This is a genomic window from Blautia sp. 210820-DFI.6.14 (assembly GCF_020558815.1).
Classification (GTDB): domain Bacteria; phylum Bacillota; class Clostridia; order Lachnospirales; family Lachnospiraceae; genus Blautia_A; species Blautia_A obeum.
The window spans coordinates 486,152-509,620 of the sequence record NZ_JAJCKS010000001.1 but is presented as its reverse complement, the minus strand read 5'-3'; the positions used below and the strand labels follow the sequence as shown (position 1 = coordinate 509,620).

Annotated in this window: 23 protein-coding genes and 1 riboswitch; of the genes, 20 read left to right on the top strand and 3 right to left on the bottom strand. The window is 37.2% G+C overall.

The window, feature by feature from the left end:
- Positions 1–117 precede the first annotated feature (117 nt).
- Positions 118–1,311, top strand: a complete 1,194-nt coding sequence (gene tuf, locus LI112_RS02255) for an elongation factor Tu (RefSeq protein WP_005423313.1) — start codon at positions 118–120, stop codon at positions 1,309–1,311.
- A 200-nt stretch (positions 1,312–1,511) separates the two neighbouring features.
- Here the strand turns inward: tuf and LI112_RS02250 are convergent, their stop codons facing one another.
- Both LI112_RS02250 and LI112_RS02245 read right to left on the bottom strand, forming a co-directional pair.
- Positions 1,512–2,339, bottom strand: a complete 828-nt coding sequence (locus tag LI112_RS02250; protein ID WP_118392734.1) for a DUF2971 domain-containing protein — start codon at positions 2,337–2,339, stop codon at positions 1,512–1,514.
- Positions 2,340–2,356: 17 nt separating this feature from the next.
- Positions 2,357–2,890, bottom strand: coding sequence for a helix-turn-helix domain-containing protein (locus LI112_RS02245; protein ID WP_118392735.1), 534 nt, complete (start codon positions 2,888–2,890; stop codon positions 2,357–2,359).
- A 204-nt stretch (positions 2,891–3,094) separates the two neighbouring features.
- On the opposite strand from LI112_RS02245, the gene LI112_RS02240 reads away from it, so the two are divergent.
- The 8 genes from LI112_RS02240 (at position 3,095) to LI112_RS02205 (ending at position 9,067) form a co-directional block, all read left to right on the top strand.
- On the top strand, positions 3,095–3,286 hold the full coding sequence (locus LI112_RS02240) for a helix-turn-helix domain-containing protein (RefSeq protein WP_009243123.1): 192 nt from the start codon (positions 3,095–3,097) through the stop codon (positions 3,284–3,286).
- Between the two features lie 13 nt (positions 3,287–3,299).
- Positions 3,300–4,352, top strand: coding sequence for a site-specific integrase (locus LI112_RS02235; protein WP_118392736.1), 1,053 nt, complete (start codon positions 3,300–3,302; stop codon positions 4,350–4,352).
- A 17-nt stretch (positions 4,353–4,369) separates the two neighbouring features.
- Complete coding sequence (locus LI112_RS02230) at positions 4,370–4,540, top strand: hypothetical protein (protein ID WP_009243121.1); 171 nt, start codon at positions 4,370–4,372, stop codon at positions 4,538–4,540.
- A gap of 187 nt (positions 4,541–4,727) precedes the next feature.
- Positions 4,728–5,402, top strand: coding sequence for a CHC2 zinc finger domain-containing protein (locus LI112_RS02225; protein WP_118392737.1), 675 nt, complete (start codon positions 4,728–4,730; stop codon positions 5,400–5,402).
- A complete protein-coding gene (locus LI112_RS02220) occupies positions 5,347–6,684 on the top strand; it encodes a virulence-associated E family protein (RefSeq protein WP_118392738.1) in 1,338 nt (445 codons plus the stop codon). The genes LI112_RS02225 and LI112_RS02220 overlap by 56 nt, the downstream gene beginning before the upstream one ends.
- 117 nt (positions 6,685–6,801) lie before the next feature.
- The gene (locus LI112_RS02215) at positions 6,802–7,029 is read left to right on the top strand and encodes a DUF5348 domain-containing protein (RefSeq protein ID WP_035124999.1); all 228 of its coding nucleotides are present in this window, start codon (positions 6,802–6,804) and stop codon (positions 7,027–7,029) included.
- 243 nt (positions 7,030–7,272) lie between these two features.
- Positions 7,273–8,688, top strand: a complete 1,416-nt coding sequence (locus LI112_RS02210) for a plasmid recombination protein (RefSeq protein ID WP_279217061.1) — start codon at positions 7,273–7,275, stop codon at positions 8,686–8,688.
- Positions 8,689–8,692: 4 nt separating this feature from the next.
- A complete protein-coding gene (locus LI112_RS02205) occupies positions 8,693–9,067 on the top strand; it encodes a TnpV protein (protein ID WP_118392740.1) in 375 nt (124 codons plus the stop codon).
- A 49-nt stretch (positions 9,068–9,116) separates the two neighbouring features.
- Here LI112_RS02205 and LI112_RS02200 read toward each other — a convergent pair whose 3' ends face one another.
- Positions 9,117–9,575: a very short patch repair endonuclease gene (locus LI112_RS02200; RefSeq protein WP_118392741.1), complete on the bottom strand. Its 459-nt coding sequence runs from the start codon at positions 9,573–9,575 to the stop codon at positions 9,117–9,119.
- A gap of 181 nt (positions 9,576–9,756) precedes the next feature.
- On the opposite strand from LI112_RS02200, the gene dcm reads away from it, so the two are divergent.
- From dcm to LI112_RS02145, 11 genes are all read left to right on the top strand, one after another.
- Positions 9,757–10,989: a DNA (cytosine-5-)-methyltransferase gene (gene dcm / locus LI112_RS02195; RefSeq protein ID WP_118392742.1), complete on the top strand. Its 1,233-nt coding sequence runs from the start codon at positions 9,757–9,759 to the stop codon at positions 10,987–10,989.
- Positions 10,990–11,868, top strand: a complete 879-nt coding sequence (locus tag LI112_RS02190; protein ID WP_118392743.1) for an Eco47II family restriction endonuclease — start codon at positions 10,990–10,992, stop codon at positions 11,866–11,868.
- Positions 11,869–11,895: 27 nt separating this feature from the next.
- Positions 11,896–12,813, top strand: coding sequence for a DUF6602 domain-containing protein (locus LI112_RS02185; RefSeq protein ID WP_118392744.1), 918 nt, complete (start codon positions 11,896–11,898; stop codon positions 12,811–12,813).
- 32 nt (positions 12,814–12,845) lie between these two features.
- Positions 12,846–14,984: a hypothetical protein gene (locus LI112_RS02180; RefSeq protein WP_009461550.1), complete on the top strand. Its 2,139-nt coding sequence runs from the start codon at positions 12,846–12,848 to the stop codon at positions 14,982–14,984.
- On the top strand, positions 14,959–15,267 hold the full coding sequence (locus LI112_RS02175; RefSeq protein WP_118392745.1) for a hypothetical protein: 309 nt from the start codon (positions 14,959–14,961) through the stop codon (positions 15,265–15,267). Before LI112_RS02180 ends, LI112_RS02175 begins: the two co-directional genes overlap by 26 nt.
- Before the next feature lie 402 nt (positions 15,268–15,669).
- On the top strand, positions 15,670–15,993 hold the full coding sequence (locus tag LI112_RS02170; RefSeq protein ID WP_055056227.1) for a PadR family transcriptional regulator: 324 nt from the start codon (positions 15,670–15,672) through the stop codon (positions 15,991–15,993).
- On the top strand, positions 15,990–16,577 hold the full coding sequence (locus LI112_RS02165; protein WP_055056226.1) for a DUF2812 domain-containing protein: 588 nt from the start codon (positions 15,990–15,992) through the stop codon (positions 16,575–16,577). Before LI112_RS02170 ends, LI112_RS02165 begins: the two co-directional genes overlap by 4 nt.
- 220 nt (positions 16,578–16,797) lie before the next feature.
- Positions 16,798–16,953 (top strand): helix-turn-helix domain-containing protein, encoded by a 156-nt coding sequence (locus LI112_RS02160; protein ID WP_227190169.1) that lies wholly within the window; start codon positions 16,798–16,800, stop codon positions 16,951–16,953.
- A 234-nt stretch (positions 16,954–17,187) separates the two neighbouring features.
- Positions 17,188–17,853: a hypothetical protein gene (locus LI112_RS02155; protein ID WP_227190168.1), complete on the top strand. Its 666-nt coding sequence runs from the start codon at positions 17,188–17,190 to the stop codon at positions 17,851–17,853.
- Positions 17,854–19,084: 1,231 nt separating this feature from the next.
- Positions 19,085–19,160: riboswitch (cyclic di-GMP riboswitch) on the top strand.
- Between the two features lie 99 nt (positions 19,161–19,259).
- Positions 19,260–21,104 (top strand): ABC transporter substrate-binding protein, encoded by a 1,845-nt coding sequence (locus tag LI112_RS02150; protein ID WP_117739703.1) that lies wholly within the window; start codon positions 19,260–19,262, stop codon positions 21,102–21,104.
- Between the two features lie 146 nt (positions 21,105–21,250).
- Complete coding sequence (locus LI112_RS02145) at positions 21,251–23,413, top strand: ATP-binding protein (protein WP_227190167.1); 2,163 nt, start codon at positions 21,251–21,253, stop codon at positions 23,411–23,413.
- Positions 23,414–23,469 lie beyond the last annotated feature (56 nt).

Here is a 23,469-nt window from a genome sequence, read left to right as displayed (position 1 = left end):
TGATATAAAAAAGCTTGCAAATATCCTTGATTTGCAATATAATCAAGGATAGCAAGTCAAAAACTGATAAAAACGCTCTGAAAGAAAGAGCATAGTTTTTAAGGAGGACATTTTAAAATGGCAAAGGCTAAGTTTGAGAGAACAAAACCGCATTGTAACATTGGTACCATCGGACACGTTGACCATGGTAAAACAACTTTAACAGCAGCTATCACAAAAGTTCTGGCTGAAAGAGTTCCAGGAAACACAGTTGAAAACTTCGAAGATATCGATAAAGCTCCAGAAGAAAGAGAGCGTGGTATCACAATTTCTACAGCACATGTTGAGTATCAGACAGAGCATAGACATTATGCACACGTTGACTGCCCAGGACATGCTGACTACGTTAAGAACATGATCACAGGTGCAGCTCAGATGGATGGTGCTATCCTCGTAGTTGCTGCTACAGATGGTGTTATGGCTCAGACAAAAGAGCACGTTCTTCTTGCTCGTCAGGTTGGTGTTCCGTACATCGTTGTATTCATGAACAAATGTGATATGGTAGATGATGACGAACTTCTTGAACTGGTTGAGATGGAAATTCGTGAACTTCTTTCCGAGTATGACTTCCCAGGAGATGACATTCCGGTTATCCAGGGATCTGCTCTTAAAGCTCTTGAAGATCCGGCTGGCCCATGGGGAGACAAGATCATGGAACTCATGAACGCAGTTGATGAGTACATTCCGGACCCACAGCGTGACACAGACAAACCGTTCGTTATGCCTGTAGAGGATGTATTCTCTATCACAGGACGTGGAACAGTTGCTACTGGTAGAGTAGAAGCTGGTGTTCTTCATGTATCTGAAGAAGTTGAAATCGTTGGTATCAAAGAAGAAACACGTAAAGTTGTTGTTACAGGAATCGAAATGTTCCGTAAACTTCTTGACGAAGCTCAGGCTGGTGATAACATCGGTGCTCTTCTTCGTGGTGTTCAGAGAAACGAAATCGAGCGTGGACAGGTTCTTGCTAAACCAGGAACACTTACATGCCATACAAAATTCACAGCTCAGGTTTACGTTCTGACAAAAGATGAAGGTGGACGTCATACTCCATTCTTCAACAACTATCGTCCACAGTTCTACTTCAGAACAACAGACGTAACAGGTGTTTGCAACCTTCCAGAAGGAACAGAAATGTGCATGCCTGGAGATAACATCGAAATGACAATCGAACTGATCCACCCAATCGCTATGAGCCAGGGTCTTACTTTCGCTATCCGTGAAGGTGGACGTACTGTAGGATCAGGACGTGTTGCTACAATCATCGAGTAATACAATCTGAATATAGATTTGTTATCGTAAGATAACGTTGTGTCCAAACGTAAGATACCCGTAGAACTTCGGTTCTACGGGTTTTTCTGTTGCCTGGAAATATATAAAAAGAGCAGAAAAAAATAACGAATAGTATAGAAAAACGGTTGCCGGAAGAGAGTCCTGACAACCGTTTGTGATAACAGAATGATAACAAAATCTTAAATTAATCCAAGCAAGGAGCTTTCATGAAGTACTGCAGATGGATTATATTTCTCTATAAGAGAATTTACAATTAAGCGATTTCCGGCACTAATTTTAGGACTTAAGGTAATTTCCATTTGTGCGTAAGCATGTTCGTCTAGAGTTAGATCATAGAAGGGAAAAGCTTGTTTTGCCTGCCCAAATAAAATTTTAGTACTAGTCGCTTGAAATTCTTTGACAGATTTATCAACTGTCTGATTAAGGTTTAGAGGCATGAGTAATAAAATGTAGCGCCATTCATGCTGGAATTCCCAATGAATATTCTTATGCTTGCCCAAATTACCTAGAGCAATACTAAATTTATCACCATCCTGATTTAATAACTTGGGATATAGCTTGGACGAATCAGAAGTATATTCGACTTTATGTAAAATATTATTACCCAATGCGCCAGGAGCTATAAATCCATTTTTTAACATATCTGCAATAGGAATTATGGATTTCAAATATGATCCATTTGAATTATCGGTTACTGTTTGATGTGTAACCTCCGATATGGATGAAGGGGTATTTTCAAATTTTTTAAAAGGATTAGCCTTCAGTTTTATTCGTACACCGGCGTTAAGCGAACTATACATTTTCCACATAGGAATATTTTCAGTTTCATCATCTGTCCATGAACTTACATAACAAAATTGACCAGCATTTTTTAAATCAAAAGCTTCTTTTTCTTGCAAATCATCCATTTGATCTAAGGAGGTTAATCTAAATGTGTGATTGGCTAAAATAAGGGCAAGAGTTTCAATATTAGTGTAATGATATAAATATTCAGGTGAATTCTCCATAATGATTTAATACCTCCTTAAGTCAGATCATATGTTTTAATCTCGTTTCCTTCGGTTCCCTTTTTGATTACAGTATGGCAGCCTATCGTGGTTCCCATAGCACGCAATTTCCATTCTTCCTGGGTAGCGTTTAGCTTATCCAATTCTTCCTGCCTCTTATCTTCATCTTCAATAGCTAATATTTCAGCTTTTTCCTTTTCGTAGACATTTTTAAACTGACACCACTTCTTAAAGAAATCCTGCATTGTAGGATTATCAAATGTCATTGCAATCTTCTGATCTGAAGTCTCCGAAAGAGAAAGATTTACAGAGTCATCGATTGCAAACAGGATGGAGAGTACATCTCCAACAGTCCCAATATTGAAATCAAGAAAAACACTGACATTTAATCCCAGTGCAGTTGCAATCTTTTCTAGCTGATCCGGTTTTGGATTCCGGATTCCCAGTTCATATTTTCTTATCGTACCAACATTAATGCCGGACAGCTCGGCTAATTGTATCTGACTGTATCCTCTGAATTCCCGGTATGCCCGGATTTTTTTACCTACCATTATGGCTGCCTCCTTAATTATATTTGTGTTTCTATTCTAGCACAAAAGTGAATGATGTGAAAGAGGTTGTTTTTTCAGAGTGGACCGTGAAACACTTTGGAATATAAAAATTAAATTCGCAAAAGGTTATTGACAAAGTCACAAAAGTGAATTATGATAGAAAACATCAAAAGAGTCACAAAAGTGACTGGAAAGGAGGAAGATATGAGAACTAATTATATGATGACTGTTGATGATGTCATGGAAGAATTAGGTGTAAAACGCAGTAAGGCATATTCCATTTTGAAGCAGCTTAATGATGAACTGGCAAAGGAAGGATATGTGGCAGTTCGTGGGAAGATACCACGTCCTTACTGGGAAACAAAATTTTATGGATGCTCTCAGAGAGCAGTATGAAGGAGGTTTTTAGATGTCAGCTTACAAGGACAAAACACAGGGAACCTGGTATGTAAGCTTCCGTTATATTGACTGGACAGGAAAGAAAACACAGAAGCTGAAAAGAGGGTTCAAGACAAAGAAAGAAGCATTGAATTATGAAAAGGAATTCATAAGAAAAACTGCGGCGGATATGAAAATGGAGATGAACAGTTTTATTCAAGTCTATTTTGAAGATAAAAAGAATGAACTGAAAGAAAATTCAATCCGTAACAAGCAGCACATGATGAACAAGCACATTGTTCCGTATTTTGGAACAAGAAAAATGAATGAAATTACACCGGCAGAGATTATCCAGTGGCAGAACACCATTCAGGAAAAAGGTTACAGCAAGACTTATGAGCGTATGATCCAGAATCAGTTAAATGCACTGTTTAATCATGCACAGAAAATTTACAATCTGAAGGAAAATCCATGTAAGAAAGTAAAAAAGATGGGGAAATCAGATGCAAATAAGCTGGAATTCTGGACGAAAGCAGAATATGACAGATTTATCGCCGGGATTGAGCCGGGGAGTGAGGATTATCTGATATTTGAAATTCTGTTCTGGACAGGAATCAGGGAAGGAGAGCTTCTGGCATTGAGTCTTTCAGATTTTGATATGAGTGGAAATCTCCTGCATATCAATAAGACGTATAACCGGATCAGGAAAAGAGATGTGATTGATACTCCAAAAACAGAGAATTCAGTCCGTACCATTGATATTCCAAATTTTCTTAAGGAAGAGGTGCAGGAGTATGCGAAGAAACATTATGGATTTCCGGAAGATCAGCGGTTGTTCCCAATTGTAGCGAGAACGCTGCAGAAACGTCTCAAGAAATATGAAGCATTGACTGGTGTAAAACCAATCAGAGTGCATGATATCCGGCATAGTCATGTGGCATATTTGATTTATCAGGGCGTAGAGCCATTGATTATCAAGGAGAGATTGGGACACAAAGATATTCAGATGACATTGAACACTTATGGGCATCTGTACCCGTCACAACAGAAAAAAGTAGCTGAGATGCTGGATAACAAACGTTAATACGGAGGTAGAAGCAAATGAAAACAAAGAAAGTAGTCGGAAAAATATTTGATGCAATTAACTACAGTAAGAAGTTGAAGATAAGTTCTATTTTACCAGATCGAGATTCAGATTATGTGATTCTTCTTGAATTAGAGGACGGAAGCAAATTTGAAATTATCATTATTCCTACAAGGAGATTTGTGTAAGGAGCAAAAGCTATGACTACTGACAGACAAAAAGAAAAAGCCCAGACAAAATATCTGAGCAAGTTCTCTGATAATCAGATTCACTGATATACCATCTTGGCAGATTCAGTATATCACGAATTGAAAGATACAACAATTCCCGAATATCTGTTCATCAGAGACTTGCCCGGAGGGGCAGGAGGTAGAAGTGACATTATTTGAACAGGTAAAAGAATGTGTGACAGCCAGACAGGCTGCGGAGCATTACGGGATAAAAGTAAAAAGAACTGGAATGGCGTGTTGTCCGTTTCATAAAGACCGACACCCAAGTATGAAGGCAGATAAAATATATCACTGCTTTGCATGTGGAGTGGGCGGTGATGCGATAGATTTTACAGCAAGGTTATTTGGAATATCACAGTATGAAGCTGCGAAAAAGATGATAGAAGATTTTGGACTAGATATAAAAATCGAAGACAGAAACAAATACAAAAGGACGCACCAAAGCAGGAATACTTTAATATCAAAGAAACCTAAAGTTGTGATGATCAGAGAAAAACTGGAGCAGTGGTTGAAACATGCAACAGACGTGCTGATCAGATATCTGAAATGGATTCAGTTCTGGAAAGAGATTTACAAACCAGAACCAGATGAAGAGTGGCACGAATTATTTACGGAGGCATTGGCAAATGAAAGAAAGATAAATGACTATCTGGACGTGCTGATGTTTGGAACAGGAGAAGAGATTGTAGAGTTTTTCAAGATGAAGAGAAGGGAGGTTGAAAAAATTGAAGAAAGAATTAACGAATATCAGCGAGAAGTCCTTGATGGAATTAGAAGATATTGTGAACGAGGAAATGCTTACAACAGAAGATGTCAATAATATGTTGGAGCATACGGATAAAGGAAGAACAAAGCAGACAATTAGAAATTGTGTAACCGTACTTCAAAATGATCCGGTATTGAAAAAAGCGATTAAACGAAATGAACTTTCTGGAAGAATGGACATTGTAAAAGAGGTTCCCTGGGAGCGGAGGAATAACAGTCCTACGGTTACAGATACTGATGAAAATAATTTGAAGATGTATCTGGAAGAAAATTATGAACTGACAAGTGAGCGTGTGATCAAAGCAGGAGTAGATATTGTTTCCAATGAAAATAAATATCACCCAATCAGAGATTATCTGGAGAGTCTGGTCTGGGACGGAATTCCAAGAATAGAAAATATGCTTCCACATTTTCTGGGAGCAGAAAAGAGCAAATATACAATCGGAGTAATGAAAATGCACATGCTGGCAGCGATTTCAAGAATTTATGAACCGGGAATAAAATATGATATTATGTTGTGTTTGGTTGGGAGTCAGGGAGCCGGAAAGTCCACATTTTTCAAATATCTGGCGATAAAAGAAGAATGGTTCAGCGACAATCTGGATCATTTGGATGATGAAAATATTTACAGAAAACTGCAAAATCACTGGATTATCGAAATGGGAGAAATGAAGGCAACTATCACAGCAAAGAATATTGAACAGATAAAATCGTTTCTGAGCAGACAGAAAGAAACTTATAAAGTACCTTATGAAGTTCACCCGGAAGACAGACCGAGACAGTGTGTATTTTGCGGTACTTCAAATGATCTGAATTTCCTTCCGCTGGACAGAACCGGAAACAGAAGATTTGCTCCGGTGATGACAGATATGTCGAAAGCAGAAGTTCATATTCTGGATAATGAAGCAGAGAGCAAAGCTTATATCGAACAGGCCTGGGCGGAGGCAATGGTACTGTATCGACGGGGAAATGTGTTCTTAGGATTTACAAAGGAAATTGAGGAAGAGGCAAAGCGTCTGCAAAAAGAATTTATGCCGGAAGATACCAATGCCGGAATCATACAGGCATTTCTTGATGACTACGATGACGAGTATGTATGTACCAGAATTCTGTTCGATGAAGCGCTACATCGAACCGGAGAAATGAAACAGTGGGAAGGTAAAGAGATTGCTAATATTATGAACAATGCAATTGAAGGCTGGAAACCACATGGTACACATCGGTTCGGAAAGGAATATGGAATACAGCGGTCATGGAAAAGGATGGAAGATTCTGTGAAGAAAGATAAAGACGGATTTATGGAAGTACCGGAACAGTTGGAGATACCGTTTGAGTAAAGATTATTGTAAACGATGTAAACGGAACTTGAAGGAAAAACTTAAAAAGTTAACTTTTAAAATCTTTTGAGCCCCGTTTACAAATTCCGTTTACAAATTGGAAAGGAGCAGAAAATGATGAAACAGGGAAGATTAGGATACAACAGTAGTAATGGAAGATATGGATTATTATCATCAGACTTATGGATTGATACAGGATTTCACTGTGGAGAAGGACTGGAAGTGCTGGTAGGTGATGAATGGGTACAGACCAGAATGGAGATGAATCTGGCAAGAGAATGGTATCTGGTGGGGACACCTTATTGTGGAGATCTGGAATATGTGCAGGCAAGGATACCTGGATAAACAGATCTATGATCCACTTCGGTCGGTGCAGAACAGACGTCCATAAGGACGTTATGCCCCCGGCAGGGCGCAAGGGGACTTTTGATGGACGGTACGGCTGTCGAAAGTGCTTTTGCGTTACTTTTGACAAAAGTAACAAAACCGCCGTATCCGGCGAAAGTTTCTTAAATATCGCCATGTCTAGCGTAAATAAAAATTATGTGCCATATCTGGCACTCAAACAGAAAAGAGGTGAGAAAATTTATGATGAAAAGAACAATCAGTGGCATGATCGGAGCCGGTTCACTGGCTCATAACAGACGGGATTTTGTAGCAGAAAATGTAGATTCGGACAGAGTACAACTGAACATTTGTTATAAGAATGAGAATCTGAAGGAAGTTTATAAAGAGCTGTTTGACGATGCGGTTGAGAGATACAATGTCGGGAAAAGAAAGGACCGGAAAATTGCAAATTATTATGAAAAAATCCGACAGGGAAAACAGGAGAAGTTGTTCCATGAAGTGATCTTCCAGATAGGAAATCGTGAGGATATGGCAGTGGGAACATCAGAAGGAAATCTGGCTGTAAAGATACTGGACGAATATGTGAAAGACTTCCAGAAGCGGAATCCGACACTTCGGGTATTTAGCTGCTATCTGCATCAGGACGAAGCTACTCCGCATCTGCATATTGACTTTGTTCCTTATGTGACCAACTGGAAGGGAAAAGGAATGGATACCAGAGTTTCACTGAAACAGGCATTGAAAAGTCTTGGATTTCAAGGTGGAAATAAGCATGATACAGAACTGAATCAGTGGATAAATCATGAAAAAGAAGTGCTGGCTGAAATCGCAAAACAGCATGGAATTGAATGGGAACAGAAAGGCACACATGAAGAACATCTGGATGTTTACAATTTCAAGAAAAAAGAACGCAAAAAGGAAGTGCAGGAATTGGAACAGGAAAAAGAAAATCTGACAGTGGAGAATGAAGGATTGACTTCTCAGATTGCGGACGCAAGGGCAGATATTAAGCTTTTGGAAGAAGAAAAAATTCAGTTCCAGAAAGATAAAGAAACAGCGGAAAGACGTGCTGAGAAAGCAGAAGCGGAATTGAAAAAACTGGAGGACAGAAGAGAATTCCTGCAACCAGTGATGGATAATGTCAGTAAGGAAATAAAAGAATATGGAATGATTAAAACATTTCTGCCGGAAGCTACAGCATTGGAACGTGCGGTAACTTACCGGGATAAGAAAATAAAACCATTATTCATTGAAATGAAAAACAAAATCGGTGCGATGGCTGCACAGGTGAAAGAACTTACCAGAGAAAGAGATAAGTGGAAAAGTAAGTTTCAGAAGAAAAAGCAGGAGCACGAGAACACTAAAAAGGAACTGGCAGAAGTTCAGAAGGATTATCAGAAATTATCCGGTGAGAAAGAAATTCTGCAGGGAATTGCAGACAGATATAACCGACTTTTACGCATGTTGGGGAAAGATATGGTAGAACGACTGGTGCAGGACGATATCCGGATGCAGACGGAACTTGAAGCGAAAAAACAGAAAGAGCAAATGCCGAAAAAAATAAGTGATCGCATACCGTGGGCGAAAGAACGAAGTGAAGAACACAATGCACAAATTAAGAAGAATAAAGCAAAGTACAGAGGAATGGAGTTGTAAGGATATGAAGAAACAAATTTATGATGAAAAGAATGGACTGAGCTATACATTGCATGGAGATTATTATCTGCCAGATTTGGAACTCAATGACGAAGAACCGGTATATGGAAAATATGGAATAATGCGAAAGCAGTTTTTGAAGGAACACAGGAATGCCCGGTATCAGTATCTGGTACTGACTGGGAAACTGACGGAGCATTTGAATCAGATTGATAAAGAGGTGAGAGAAAAAGTTGAGATGCTGGTGGAGCAGATGGCTGAACGGTGGGGAGTGACGGAAGAATTGAAGATGCAGGATCAGATGGAATGGGTGAGAAGGATGAATAATATTCAAGCAACTGCTGAAGAAATAGCATATAAAAATATAATCTTTATGTAGGAAAGAGGCTGTCTGCAGGAGTTGTGGACAGCCTCATGTATAGGAGGGGTTATTCTTCAGATATATCATAGTCAGTGGTTGTATCAGAAAATTTTGTATCCCAAATGGTTTCTTCAATGGCTTGTAAACATTCGTCTGTATGTTTGGAAATATCTTGCCCCCAGAAGTGAAGAACAGTATAGCCTAGGAATAGAAGCTTTTTATCATTTTCATAATCACGATTACGATTTCGCTCGATTTTTTTGATCCAAAAATCTGGATTTTTTCCTTTTTCAAGCCGAAGTTTGAGAATCTCCCAATCCTTTCCGTGAAAAAATTCACTATCGCAAAAAATAGCAATTTTATATTTGGTAAGAACAATATCAGGAGAACCAGGGAGAGCTTTATAATTTTTTCGATAGCGATAACCTTTGTGCCATAGAGCTTTTCGGAGCAATAGTTCTATGGAAGTATCTTTACTGTGGATCTTACGCATATTGTTTGAAACAGTAGCGGAATCACGTGACATATAGGTACCTTCTTTCTGCCTGAACTGATAAGAATATATTATCAAAAAACAGAAGAAATAGCAAAGGGGTTAAGAAACATACAAGAGGAAATCTAACGATATAGTGAGAAAATTGCTTGTTGCTAATTGTGGTATATGGTAAAATATGAGTTGTACTATTTTTGATTTTGGAGGAATTTTAATGGCGATTTGTTATGACAAATTATGGAAATTACTGATAGATAAAAAAATGAACCGTACAGAATTGAAGGAAGCGTCAGGAATAAGTTTTAATGTATTAGCTCGATTAGGAAAGAATGAGCCAGTTTCATTTGAATCAATAGAAAAAATATGTTTTACATTAAATTGCAAGATAGAAGATGTTGTAGAGATAAAAAAAGAAGAATCACCACAAATCGATATTGATGCATTTACAACCATAGAACTGTTTGCTGGAGCAGGAGGTCTGGCTTTGGGAATCGAAAAAGCTGGATTTGAACCATTGGGACTAATAGAGTTTGATAAAGATGCGGCAGAATCTTTGAAAACCAATAGGTCAAACTGGAGAGTTATTCATGATGATATAGCTAATATCTCTTGTTTGGATTTGGAAGATTATTTTGGTATAAAAAAAGGAGAATTGGATTTATTATCGGGAGGAGCACCGTGTCAGGCTTTTTCTTATGCTGGAAAAAGATTAGGACTTGAAGATGCAAGAGGAACACTTTTTTATCACTATGCAACTTTTTTACAAAAATTACAGCCAAAGATGTTTTTGTTTGAAAATGTGCGGGGGTTGCTGACTCATGATAAGGGAAGAACATATGCAACGATAACAAATATTTTTGAACAGGCGGGATATACCATTCAGAAAAAGGTTTTAAATGCGTGGGATTTTGGTGTGCCACAGAAAAGAGAGAGACTAATCACTGTTGGAATTAGAAATGATTTAGTGGGAAAAGTTTCATTTTCATTTCCTAAAGAACATGATTATAAGCCTGTTTTGAGAGATGTTTTATTGGATTGTCCAGAAGGACCAGGAGTACCATACGGAGAAAATAAAAGGAAAATATTTGAATTAGTTCCACCCGGAGGATATTGGAGAGATATTGATCCAGAGATTGCAAAAGCATATATGAAAAGTTGCTGGGATATGGAAGGTGGAAGAACAGGAATTCTTAGGAGAATGAGCCTGGATGAACCGTCATTGACGGTATTGACTTCACCGTCTCAGAAGCAAACAGAAAGATGTCATCCATTGGAAGCAAGACCGTTTACGGTACGTGAGAATGCAAGATGTCAAACATTTCCAGATGAATGGCAATTTTGTGGAAGTGTTCAATCTCAGTATAAACAGGTTGGAAATGCTGTTCCTGTCAATTTAGCATATGAAATTGGGTTAGAGATACATAAATCATTAGAGGGGGTAAAATAAATGGCGTGGAATTTAGATTTTATATCAGAAGAGGATTTTAAGAAGCATGTGCGTGCAACGATTATGAAATACGGAGAAAAACTGGAATCGTATGATTTGAAGCGATTCAATAGTAACCTGATTGATCCGATCAAGCTGATTTTTGATAAATCGGTGTATCGTACAAGCTGGGAAGAAATTGTAAATAATGAAATTTTCCGGCAGAGAGATAAGTCTAACAATAATGATATAGGATATTTTCATCAGAATATTTTTTCCTATTTCAAAGGCTGCGAAGTCCCGCAGGCAGGCTGGGATGTTATTTACAGAAATCCAGATGGAATACAAATGCCAGATGGAGATATTGTGCATACAATATATGTGGAAATGAAAAACAAACACAATACTATGAATTCTGCATCTTCTGCAAAAACATATATAAAGATGCAGGGACAGATTTTGGAAGATGATGATTGTGCGTGTCTGTTGGTTGAAGCAATTGCAAAGAAATCACAGAATATAAAATGGTCAACAAAGGTTGATGGGAAGAACGTGCAGCATAGATTGATTCGCCGTGTGAGTATGGATCAGTTTTATGCAATTCTCACTGGTGAAGAAGATGCATTTTATAAGATGTGTATGGCATTGCCGGAGGTAATCAATTCTGTTGTAAATGAAGAAGGCGGTGTTGAAGTACCACACGATACGGTTATTGATGAATTGAGAAAAGTGGCATCATTATATGGTGATGAAAACGACGAGCTGTCTATGGCAATGGCTGTATATATGCTTGGATTCAATACGTATATGGGATTTGGAGATAAAATCCGTGGAGAATTAGGAGAAAATAAAGATGGAATGCTGAAACGGATTTATGAATATGTGAAACGGTTAAAATAGGCATATAAAGAATGGTGGGGAATGAACATGAGCACTTCGACACATGATTTATTTGATTTTTTTAAAAAGGCAAATAGTAATATTTCGGATGAATACACAAGAATTTGTAGAAGAGTGAATGAAGATCCAGGAACTGCAGGGGATCAAGGAGAAGAAAACTGGAAAGAACTTTTGGAATCTTGGATTCCACCTTATTTTCAAATAGTTACAAAGGGAAGAATATTAAGTGATTCAGGGGAAACAAGTCCGCAAGTGGATGTGATTGTTTTATCACCAGATTATCCTAAAAGTTTGTTGAATTGCAAGGAATATTTATCTGGAGGAGTAGTGGCTGCATTTGAATGTAAAACTACATTAAGACGTAAACATATTGGCGAATTTATAGAGCATTCAAAGAAGATAGAAAAATTAGCTATTAATGAGAATGGAACGCCGAGAAAAGACTTACAAAGCAAAATTTATTACGGATTATTAGCGCATTCACACGAATGGAAAAAGGAAAATTCGAATCCGAAAGAAAATATTGAAAAGGCCATTTGGGAATATGATGAAAAATATGTTACACATCCTAGAGAGATTCCAGATATTATATGTGTTGCTGATTTAGGGGTATGGAAATCTCAAAAGATGATAGTGCCAAATTATGATAACGGAAAAGGTCTAAAGGGAAATTATGTTATGAGTGGGTACATAGCATCGGATAATAAAGAAGAATTTTTTACTCCTGTAGGTTCATGTGTTTTTGATCTGCTTCAAAATATTGCGTGGCGATATCCAAGTGTAAGAGATATTGTAACTTACATGAGAAAATTAAATATTTCTGGTAGCGGTAGCGGATATTCTAGACCATGGGAATGGAGTATATTGTCTGAAGAAACACAAGAAAATATATATAGATTAAAAAATGGTGGATTTTGGAATGAATGGGGTATGGTTATAGATTAACCCACCTTTACAACTGAGATGGGGAGGCAATTATGAGAATCGATTTACATTGTCATACGAAGAAGGTAAAAACAGGCGATGCTTATACAAGAAATGTTACCAAGGATAAATTTTTTCAGAAGGTTATTGAAGCAGAGGTTAAAATTATTGCAATAACAAATCATAATCAATTTGATTATATGCAATACAAAGAATTTAAAGATGTCACAGAAGGATATTGTGATATTTGGCCAGGGGTAGAACTTGATATTATAGGAAAGGCAGATCAAAAGGGAAATTGTAAAAGAGGACATTTGATTGTAATCGCTAATCCTAAAAATGTTGAACTGTTTAATACTCAAGTACAGGAATTGGTTAACGATGAAGATGTAAATACATTTCAAATTGGTGTGAAAAAAGTATATGAAACGTTAGGAAAATGTGATTGCATTTATATACCACATTTTCATAAAGAACCTAAACTGTCAGATGAGGATATTCAGGAATTAGGGGAATTATTACCCGATTCTAGCCGACTATTTAAGGAAACGTCTGATTATCGAAGCCTTGGCGTTTTTTCCAATTTTGATTATAGTGTTATTATAGGAAGTGATGTGCAAGATTGGAATAAGTATGAAACCAGCAAGTTTGCAGATATAAGACTGCCAGTACAAACATTTGAACAATTTTGCTTGTTAGCAAAAAAAGATGTACAAATCATAGATACCTTGCTCAATCAAAAACGAAAAAAAGAGATTCCTGTATCGCCATATAAAAAAGTAAACTTTAAATTACCTTTTTATGAAGATATTAATATTATTTTCGGGCAGAAGGGAACGGGAAAAACAGAAATCCTTGAATCTTTGAAAAAATATTATATTGAAAATGGAATTGCAATGGAAAGTTACAAAGGCAATGAGAAAGATTCAGATTTTTCGAAAATGTTAAAAGTTAATGATATAATAGCCACACCTGATAAGCTTCAATTGGATAGTATGAGGCAACAGTTTATTGATGTTTATAACTGGAAAGAAGAATTACCAACGTCTTTTGAAAAATATATAAGTTGGATGGAAACAAAAGATAACAATAAAAATAAAGGGAGAATGAAAATAACAGAGTGTGTACATATAGAGGAGGGAGTGCGTGACCGAAAACTTGAATCTGACTATAAATATTTGAAAGAATTTACAGAGTCTACATTTGAAAAAATTGATATAGAAAAATATTTGGATGAGCAAGAACGTACAACTTTAATGCTGTTATTGGGAAAATTATGTGAAAATATCAATGATGCAAAAATGCAAAAGTGGAACAGTGATAAAAGTATTAAGCTTACAAATTGGAGCATTGATAAGATAAAAGCAATAGCGGACAAATGTTCTGATACGATATCAAAACCTAGCAGTGTAGGGTTTTATGATTTCGCTATGGGACGTTTTAAGTTGTTTGAAAATGTCGAGGAAATATGTAGTACGTTTTCTGTAGAGGATAAGGTTGAAAAAGAATATTTGGGAAACCTTGAGGAAAAAGGTGATATATATATTCAAACACGATACAGAATGTTAACCAAAGAATCACGTACAGATGAATTTAAACAGGGAATAACTGTATTAAGAAATTGTAAACTTGTAATAGATGGGATAAAGAAAGCTGTCCTAGCAGAGAATATATCGGAAGAAGTATCAAAGTTTCAAGAATTCTATGATGATGGAATTAAAGATATAGGAGCTTTTATAGGGGTATCTAAAGAAACGGCATTAGAAAATGGAGAAATTTACAGACCATCTAATGGAGAACGAGGAATTCTACTGATGCAAAAGTTATTGGATTCAGAAAGTGATGTATATATTTTGGATGAACCAGAACTGGGAATGGGAAATTCATATATAACTTCTAATATACTTCCGAAGTTAACTGATCTTGCAAAACGGAGAAAAACAGTAATTATAGCAACACATAATGCTAATATTGCTGTTGGTACACTTCCGTATATTAGTATACTAAGAACTCATGAGAATGGAATATATAAAACGTATGTTGGTAATCCTTTTTATGATGAACTTAGAAATATAGATGATGAAACAGACACTAAAAACTGGACTCAAGAAAGTATGCATACTCTTGAGGGCGGTAAAACTGCATTTTATGATAGGAAGGATATTTATGAATCAGGAAAGCAAAGCGATTAATGTACATTTGGAGAAAAGAGAAAATAAAGATTATTTAGTATTTGGCTTTGAAGAAGTTGCAGAAGTATGCCTTAATGATGATGAAAGCCAAAATAATTTGAAAAGCATATTTGTAAAGTTACTTACGGAGATTACAAAATATCCCGTTGAATTACAGTTTTTGGAAAATCCAGAATATAAAACAGGATTATATATAGATGTGTGTAAAGAATATATAAAAGATTTAAATAAAGAGATTACGAATGTGAGAAAAAATATGCCAGAAAAACTAAAAATGCAGTGATAACACTATGATAACAAAATCCCCAAAAACCATACGGACACAGTGGAAAATGCGGATTTTCCCATACGAATCACACAAAAAATCACCATTTGCACACCATAATACATCGGTCTGATATCGTGAAGGTGGACGTACTGTAGGATCAGGACGTGTTGCTACAATCATCGAGTAATACAATCTGAATATAGATTTGTTATCGTAAGATAACTTGTGTCCAAACGTAAGATACCCCAGAAACCTTGTGTTTCTGGGGTTTTTCTGTATATATAAGTATTGGTTGTAAAGGACTGAACAGGAAAAGTATAATACTATCCGGCTTATTAAGATTTATTTCACATCTCTTGATTTTTATTACGGTTACTGATATAGTTATTACAGTAACCGTAATAAGGAGGGGATGCTATGAGGGATAATGTGAAAAGTGGTGCACTCACAGAAGTGACATTCTATATTTTGCTTTCACTCTATTCACCTAAACACGGATATGCTGTCATGCAGTTCATTGAAGAAAAAACAGGTGGGCGGCTTTCATTGGGAGCAGGCACTTTATATGGTGCATTAAATTCAATGCAGGAAAAGGGATGGATTGAGCTTTTCGGAGATAGTGAAGGTAGAAAAAAAGAGTATCTTATCACTGTAAAAGGAAAGGAGATAGCTGAAAAAGAACTTATCAGACTTCGTGAACTTGTAGGTATTGCAAGCGGAATTGTAGGAGGTACATTATGAGCAAAAAGTGTTATCGTTTTTTTGGCGGGCTATTGACGGTACAGAAAAACTGGCTGAATAAGATGGCTGAAAAAGGTTATCGCCTTATTCGAACGGGAAAATTACTCTATGAATTTGAAAAATGTAAGCCAGGTCAAGTTCAATATTGCGTGGAGTTTATAGGACAAAAATCAAAAGCTAATGCTGAAGATTACCATGATTTCTTGGAAGAAATGGGATATTCCGTATTCTATAAAAATATCAATCTTAATTATTCTGTTGGTAAAGTTCGCTGGCGTCCGTGGGCTGAAATTGGCGGTCGTATTGCAACAAACACTACAACATTTAACAGGGAATTGCTGATTGTAGAAAAAGAAAATGATGGAAAACCTTTTGAACTTCATACGTCCTATGAAGATAGGGCAAATTATTACAGTAATTTGCGAAATCCCTGGCTTTTATTAATGCTTATGCTCGTGGCATTTGCTACCGTAAATCGGTCTGTTATTTTAGGCATAGTTGCTGTGATTTTTCTAATCCCTGTCATTATATACCAGTTGCAAATTATGAAAAATAGGCATGAAGCGAAGATGAAGGAGTGGTGATTCAGGATAACAAGGTTGGTTTAGCTGATGCAATGTAATGCACTGTCGTTTGAGGGTTAGTAGCCCGTTCTTAAATTTGTGGGCAGTTTGTTGCTGATGATATAAATATTAGAGAAAATTAATTGAAAGTTAAAAAAAGAAAGTAATAAGTAAACAAAGGCTCAATTGTAAACATGTATTGGGAACGCTATAATGGAAATAAGGACAGGAGGTGCGAACAATGCGTATTGGTGAGCAGATAAAAAACTATCGAAAAACTGAGGGATTAACACAAGAACAGGTGGCAAATTATCTGGGTGTTTCTACTCCTGCGGTAAATAAATGGGAAAAGGGAAATACATATCCGGATATCTCATTACTTCCAGCTTTGGCATGATTATTGAAAATTGATATGAATGAATTGTTTTCGTTTCGTGAAGAATTGACCGAAAAAGAGATTGGACAATTTGTGAATGAACTTTCGGAAGTTTCATTGGACAGTTTTACAGAGGCTTTCGAGATGGCATCTCGTAAAATACAGGAGTATCCTCATTGCGACTTATTAATATATACGATCGCAACCGTTCTGAACGGATCTTTGACTTTGTCAGATCTTAATGGCGAAGAACGAATGGAATATAATACAGCTATTATTGAGTGGCTGGAACGAACAGCAGACAGTCAGGATGAAAGAGTGAGAAATTCAAGTGTTTTTATACTTGCAACAAAATATGTCCAAATGGAGAAATATGAAGAAGCAAATGCCCTTTTGAAAAAAATTCCTGATACTGTAATTGATGCAACGATTATGAAAACAAGTGTATTAGCACATCAGGAAGGAACAGACACTGCTGCGTTATTCCTGGAAGGGAAACTGCTACAGGCAGTTGTCAATATTCAAAGCTACTTGTATAAGTTAATTGAAATGGAAGAAGAAACAGGAAATCATGATAAAGCAGAGAGAATTGCTGAGATTACAGATCACATGATATCGTTGTTTGGACTATGGAATTACGGCAACACAGTGCCATATCTGCTGATTGCTGGATATCGAAAAGATGTAGAAAAATGTGTTCAGTTAATTAAGCAATTATTAAGTGAATCACAGAAGCCTTGGAATATGACACAATCCCCTTTGTATTACAGGTATGAAGATACTGCACAGGGAAAAGCCTTTTCGGGAGTTGGAAAAAATTTTGTTCGTGAATTGTATTCAGAAATTGAAAATAAGAAAGAGTATGAATTCTTGAGAGGGAATAAGGAACTCGAATTAATTTTTGAGGAACACTTGAAATAGGTTGTAAAAATGTATGGAAATAGATATAGTTGAGAAAGAAGAAAATTTTTGACATTTCCACAGATGCGTGCTAATATGATTATAGAAAAAGAGTGCTACCGATAGACGGTTAGTCCGTTTTACTATTTAGAATATCATCAAAGATAACCGCTTAGTTTACCAGACCAGGGCGGTTATTTTTGTGGTTTATGATTATCTTTGCCTAATGTATATCCGATACTAAAGCAGGTTAAGCCGAAGCTCACTACTGCTATGAAGTCAATAATACTCATTGGCTTAGCCCTCCTTTCCAATGGATTCCTTTACAGGTTTCTATGTAATCAGAGGGTCACAGTCCCTCTGGAGAAGGACTAACCGCCTACCGTTATGGTAGCACCCATGTTTCGATTATAACAGTTAAAAATTACCGGTGCAATATAAAGTTGGTAGAGAAGTATCTAGTATCTACAGAAGAAAATCGGTTTGAGTATTCTCCGGTGCCAAAACGGTGCCAAGAAATCAGGCAAATCAAAATAGGTGGTGCAATTCAGCCGTTTTTCACTGTATTTTGGAGAGAAAACCATAAAAAATATGAGGTAAAACGGGATTAAAGTATCGTGAAGGTGGACGTACTGTAGGATCAGGACGTGTTGCTACAATCATCGAGTAATACAATCTGAATATAGATTTGTTATCGTAAGATAACGTTGTGTCCAAACGTAAGATACCCGTAGAACTTCGGTTCTACGGGTTTTTCTGTTGCCTGAAAAAGTTAAATAAATCGGAAAAGATAGGCCGGAGAGAGGAGCTGATTTGTGCTTCAAAATTTTATGTGACAAATGAAACAACCTATGATATTATAAAAACGATATAAACGAAAATGACTTTTGCGGAAACGAAAGTATCTTTATATTTTTTTTATCCGTATACTTCCTATTGCGGATAAAATAACATCTTTATGTGAAAAGCGTGACATTATCGCAGTTTTTTCAGGAAGGTAATTCAGAGAATCTGACAGAAAAACAGAAAGAAGTTCTAGGGATATGGAACGATCTGAGTACAAATGAGCAGGAAACAGTAATGTCAATGCTGCGTGGACTTCGGAAGTAGGAGAACAGTTCGAGTATATGTATCGGCTGTTCTTTTTTTGTTTTTGAACGTTAAAACGGTAATTTTTTTTCTTGTGCATAGTAGAACGTTAAAGTATAATAAAATCAGTTTTTTTGCATAAGTTTAAAAGTTATATCTATAATAAGGAAATCGGAAAACCAGATGAAAGTCTGGGACGCAAAGCTACAGGGCCTGTAAAATGGCAGCCAGTTGCATGAAATGAGGTGCACTGTCTGTCTGACGGTGCTTTTTTACGGTGTTATTTCGCAGATGTAACAATAATGATTTTATCAGGAAAGAATGAGGAAAATAAAAGTATGAAAAAGGCAAAACGTTGTCTGACAGCAGTGGTGTCAGGTGTACTTGTAGCATCTGCTGTCTTGTCTGGATGTGGACAGTCAAAGAAAGAAGTATCTAAAAATGATGATCATCTTACCGTTTATCTGTGGGAAAATCGTTTGATGAAAAATATTGCACCCTATATCCATGAACAGTTTTCTGATCAGGATATTGAATTTATTATTGGTAACAATGATACCGATTTATACAGTTATTTTAAAGAACATGATGAATTACCGGATATCATAACAGTACGTCGATTCTCCGGAACAGATGCACAGGACTTACAGCCTTATCTTATGGATTTTGCTTCTTATGATGTTGTTTCCAAGTATTATTCTTATGCGCTGCAATATTATAAGAATGCGGAGGATGAAATCCAGTGGCTGCCAATCTGTGGTATTCCGCAGACGATCATTGCCAACAAAACACTGTTTGATCAGTATGGAATTAAGATTCCGGAAAATTATGAGGAATATGTACAGGCATGTCAGCAGTTTTATGATAATGGCATAAAACCGTACTCCATGGATCTTGGTGAAGACTGGTCTAATAATGAGATCATCCAGGCGGCGGCAATCGGTGAGTTCACAAGCCTGGATGGTATTGAATGGCGAAACGGTGCAGAGACTGCATCGGATGAAGTAAAGTTTGATGATGCATTATGGAAACGTATTTTTTCAGAAACCAGCCAGTTTCTGAAAGACTCGCACTTTGGTAAAGAAGATATCAATATTGACGTCGATACAGGAATCCAGATGTTTGTCGAGGGAAAATCAGCAATGTTTCATGGACATCCGACGGTTATGCAGCAGCTGCAGAAACAGATGGATGCAGATCTGATCCGTATTCCTTACTTTTCACAGACATCGGATGAATCCTATGTGTACATGACTCCGTCCTTAAACATTGCATTTAACAAAAACCTGGAAAAAGACCGGGAGAAACTGGATACTGCACTGGATGTGCTGGATTGTATGATTTCAGAAGAGGGGCAAAAGCTGATTGCGGATGGAAGCGGTGTTATTTCATTGAATACAGATGTTCCAACCATGATGCAGGATGTGCCTGGACTGGAAGAGGAAATTAATAATAATGCTGTTTATATCCGATATTCCGCTCAAAAATCATTTGATGCAAGTCTTGAGGCTGTTCACGGATTACTGTCAGGGGAAATGGATGAAACACAGGCTTATGATACTTTTCGTAGTGTAATGAATCGTAAAGATCCAGAAGAAAAAGCAACGGTGAATTTTGAAAATGAATATTCCATTTCACTGAACGATAGAAATGGCCGTGATGCAGCATCTTCCATTTTAACTACGATCAGAGAAGAAAATGATGCACAGCTGGCTCTGGCGCCATATTATTATTTCACTTCCTCTATGTACAAAGGAGAATGCACCAGCAGCCGGGTTGGCATGATGACAGCGAAGAGTTCAGATACAGCATTATATGTTGCAAAAATCAATGGTAAACAGGTTTGTGAACTCGTGAAAAATTATCTCGCCGATGCGGATGAGAATTTTTACGTAACCAATAAATACGAATTACCAATTGCATCCGGTATGAAAATGATTGTCAATCAAGAGGAAAGTGGATGTTCGTTAAAGGACTTGACAGTTAATGATAAGAAAATAGACAAAGAAAAGGAATACTCTATTCTTCTTACAGACACCACAATGTCTGTATTGAAAAAAATAAATCCGAAATGTGAGATTGAGCAGCTTAAAGAGACAACATTATCAAGTGCATGGATTGAAGCAATGTCAAAAGGACAGCAGCCGTCAGCACCGGAAGACTATATAGAGGTTGAACAGTAAAAGTGGAGATAGAACAAACGGTAAATAAAAGAAAAAAAATAACAAGGCTGTTGCTTATACTACTTATGATTCTTTTAAGCTTAGGTTGTATCAAGTATCTGATAAGTAAGTCTAAGAAGTATATCAGCGAAAATGGAAAAAGCAGTATGGGAGCTGTTGTTGAACAGATACAGCAGACCTATGATCTTCAGGTGAGTGGATACTACAGCCAGCTGCAGTTGGTTGAGGAATTTTTACTTCATGAGAGGGAGCTGTCTCTTGAAACGGATGTGAACAAAAGTTTCTTTGAAGCATGGGAAAAAGAATCGGAAAGTACCCTTATATTCATTCAGGAGAATGGTCAGGCAATATCAGCACGTGGAACAAAAATGCGGATTGATATGCCAAGTAAACTTCTGCTGGACTTAAAGAATGGATACAATATTGGAAAACTGGTGCGTCTTGATTATGATCAGAAGAAAAAAGACGGTTATCTGGTTGCAATTCCATGTCAGGAATATACGATCAATGGGGAAACTTATACGGCAATTGGAACTGTGTATGATCATTCGAAACTGGATTCCATGTTAAAACTGAAAGGTTATGACGGGAAAGCATATTTGTTCATGCTGGATAATGACGGAAATATTACGTATACGAACCAGAGTGGAGATAAATACCAGCGTAATTATTCTTTGTTAAAACATTTAAAAGGGGAACAGGCCATTACAGAAGAAGAGGCTGATTGGTTCAAAAAGAAGTTTGATAACAGAGAATCCGGAGTTGCCCTTTTGGGAAAACAGAACCCCTATTATCTGGGGTATTGCCCGATAGAAAGCAACAACACCATTTTGGTATGCATTGTGGCAAAGGGAGTTGTTGACAATGTGCTGATGGATTACCAGAAAACGGTGCTGTTTACAACAATACTCATGGCAGGTTTTATACTTTTACTTTTTGCTGGATTATTCTACAGTATTTCCAGACTTAGTCTTGCAGATCAAAAAGCAGAATATGAAAAAAGAAAGAATGAACTTCATTTACAAACAATGAAGGAAATGGAAGTAGTCAATCAAAAACTGAAAAAGGCAAAGAACGTTGCAACAGAGGCTTTACAGACAGCTGAAAATGCAAATAAGGCGAAAACGGATTTCCTGTCTAATATGTCACATGATATTCGCACACCTATGAATGCAATCATTGGTATCACGTCTTTGATCAGACATGATGCAGGTAATAAAGCAAAAGTTATAGAGTATGCAGATAAAATAGATAGTTCATCACAGCATCTGCTAGGAATTATTAATGATGTTCTGGATATGAGTAAGATTGAGGCAGGAAAAACAGTCTTCAAATATTCTGACTTTTCTATTCTGGATCTTGTACAGGAACTTGACACTATATTTCATACTCAAATATATGAAAAGCAGCAGACCCTTACAATCATAAAAGAAAATATTCAGCATGAGTGGGTGAATGGTGATCAGGTTCACCTGATGCAGATTTTCAGCAACCTGCTTTCCAATGCAGTGAAGTATACCCAGGAAGGTGGGAAAATTCAGTTCTTTGTAGAAGAATGTGAGACAAAGTCATCTGTCTATGCAAAGTACCGTATCTTAGTTAGCGATAATGGTATGGGAATGTCGGCAGATTTCAAGGATACAATTTTTGATGCGTTTACCCGTGCGGAAAGTTCCCTTACAAATAAAATACAGGGAACCGGACTTGGAATGGCGATTACTAAGAATCTGGTTGAGGCAATGGGAGGTACCATTGATGTGGAGAGTGAATTGGGACAGGGAAGCTGTTTTGAGGTTCTCCTGGATCTGAAAATTGCAGAGGATAGAACGGTTGCTCTGGCGGCACAAGAAGAAACAGATGAGCAGGATGGTAATATCCTTCAGGGAATGAGATTTCTGTGTGCAGAGGATAATGAGCTGAACGCGGAGATCCTGATAGAACTGTTAAAGATTGAAGGTGCGGAATGTACCATCTGTGAAAATGGCGAAGAGATTTTGAAAGCATTTGAACAGTCTGTTCCAGGTGATTATGACATGATCCTGATGGATGTGCAGATGCCTGTTATGAATGGCTATGAGGCGACGAAGGCAATTCGCAGAAGTTCCCATGAACTGGCAAAGAAGATTCCGATCATTGCCATGACTGCCAATGCATTCTCAGAGGACATTCAGCATTCTCTGGCAGCCGGTATGAATGCACATATTTCAAAACCGGTTGAGATGAAGGTGCTGGAAAAAACAATCAGAAGTATAAAATCTGGTGGGGGGGTACAGAAATGCAGGCTACTGAACAGTGACAAATGGATTTGATGCGGCAGTGCAATTTTATCTCAGTCGAGAAGACTCCCACTTCTGCAAGTGGTGAG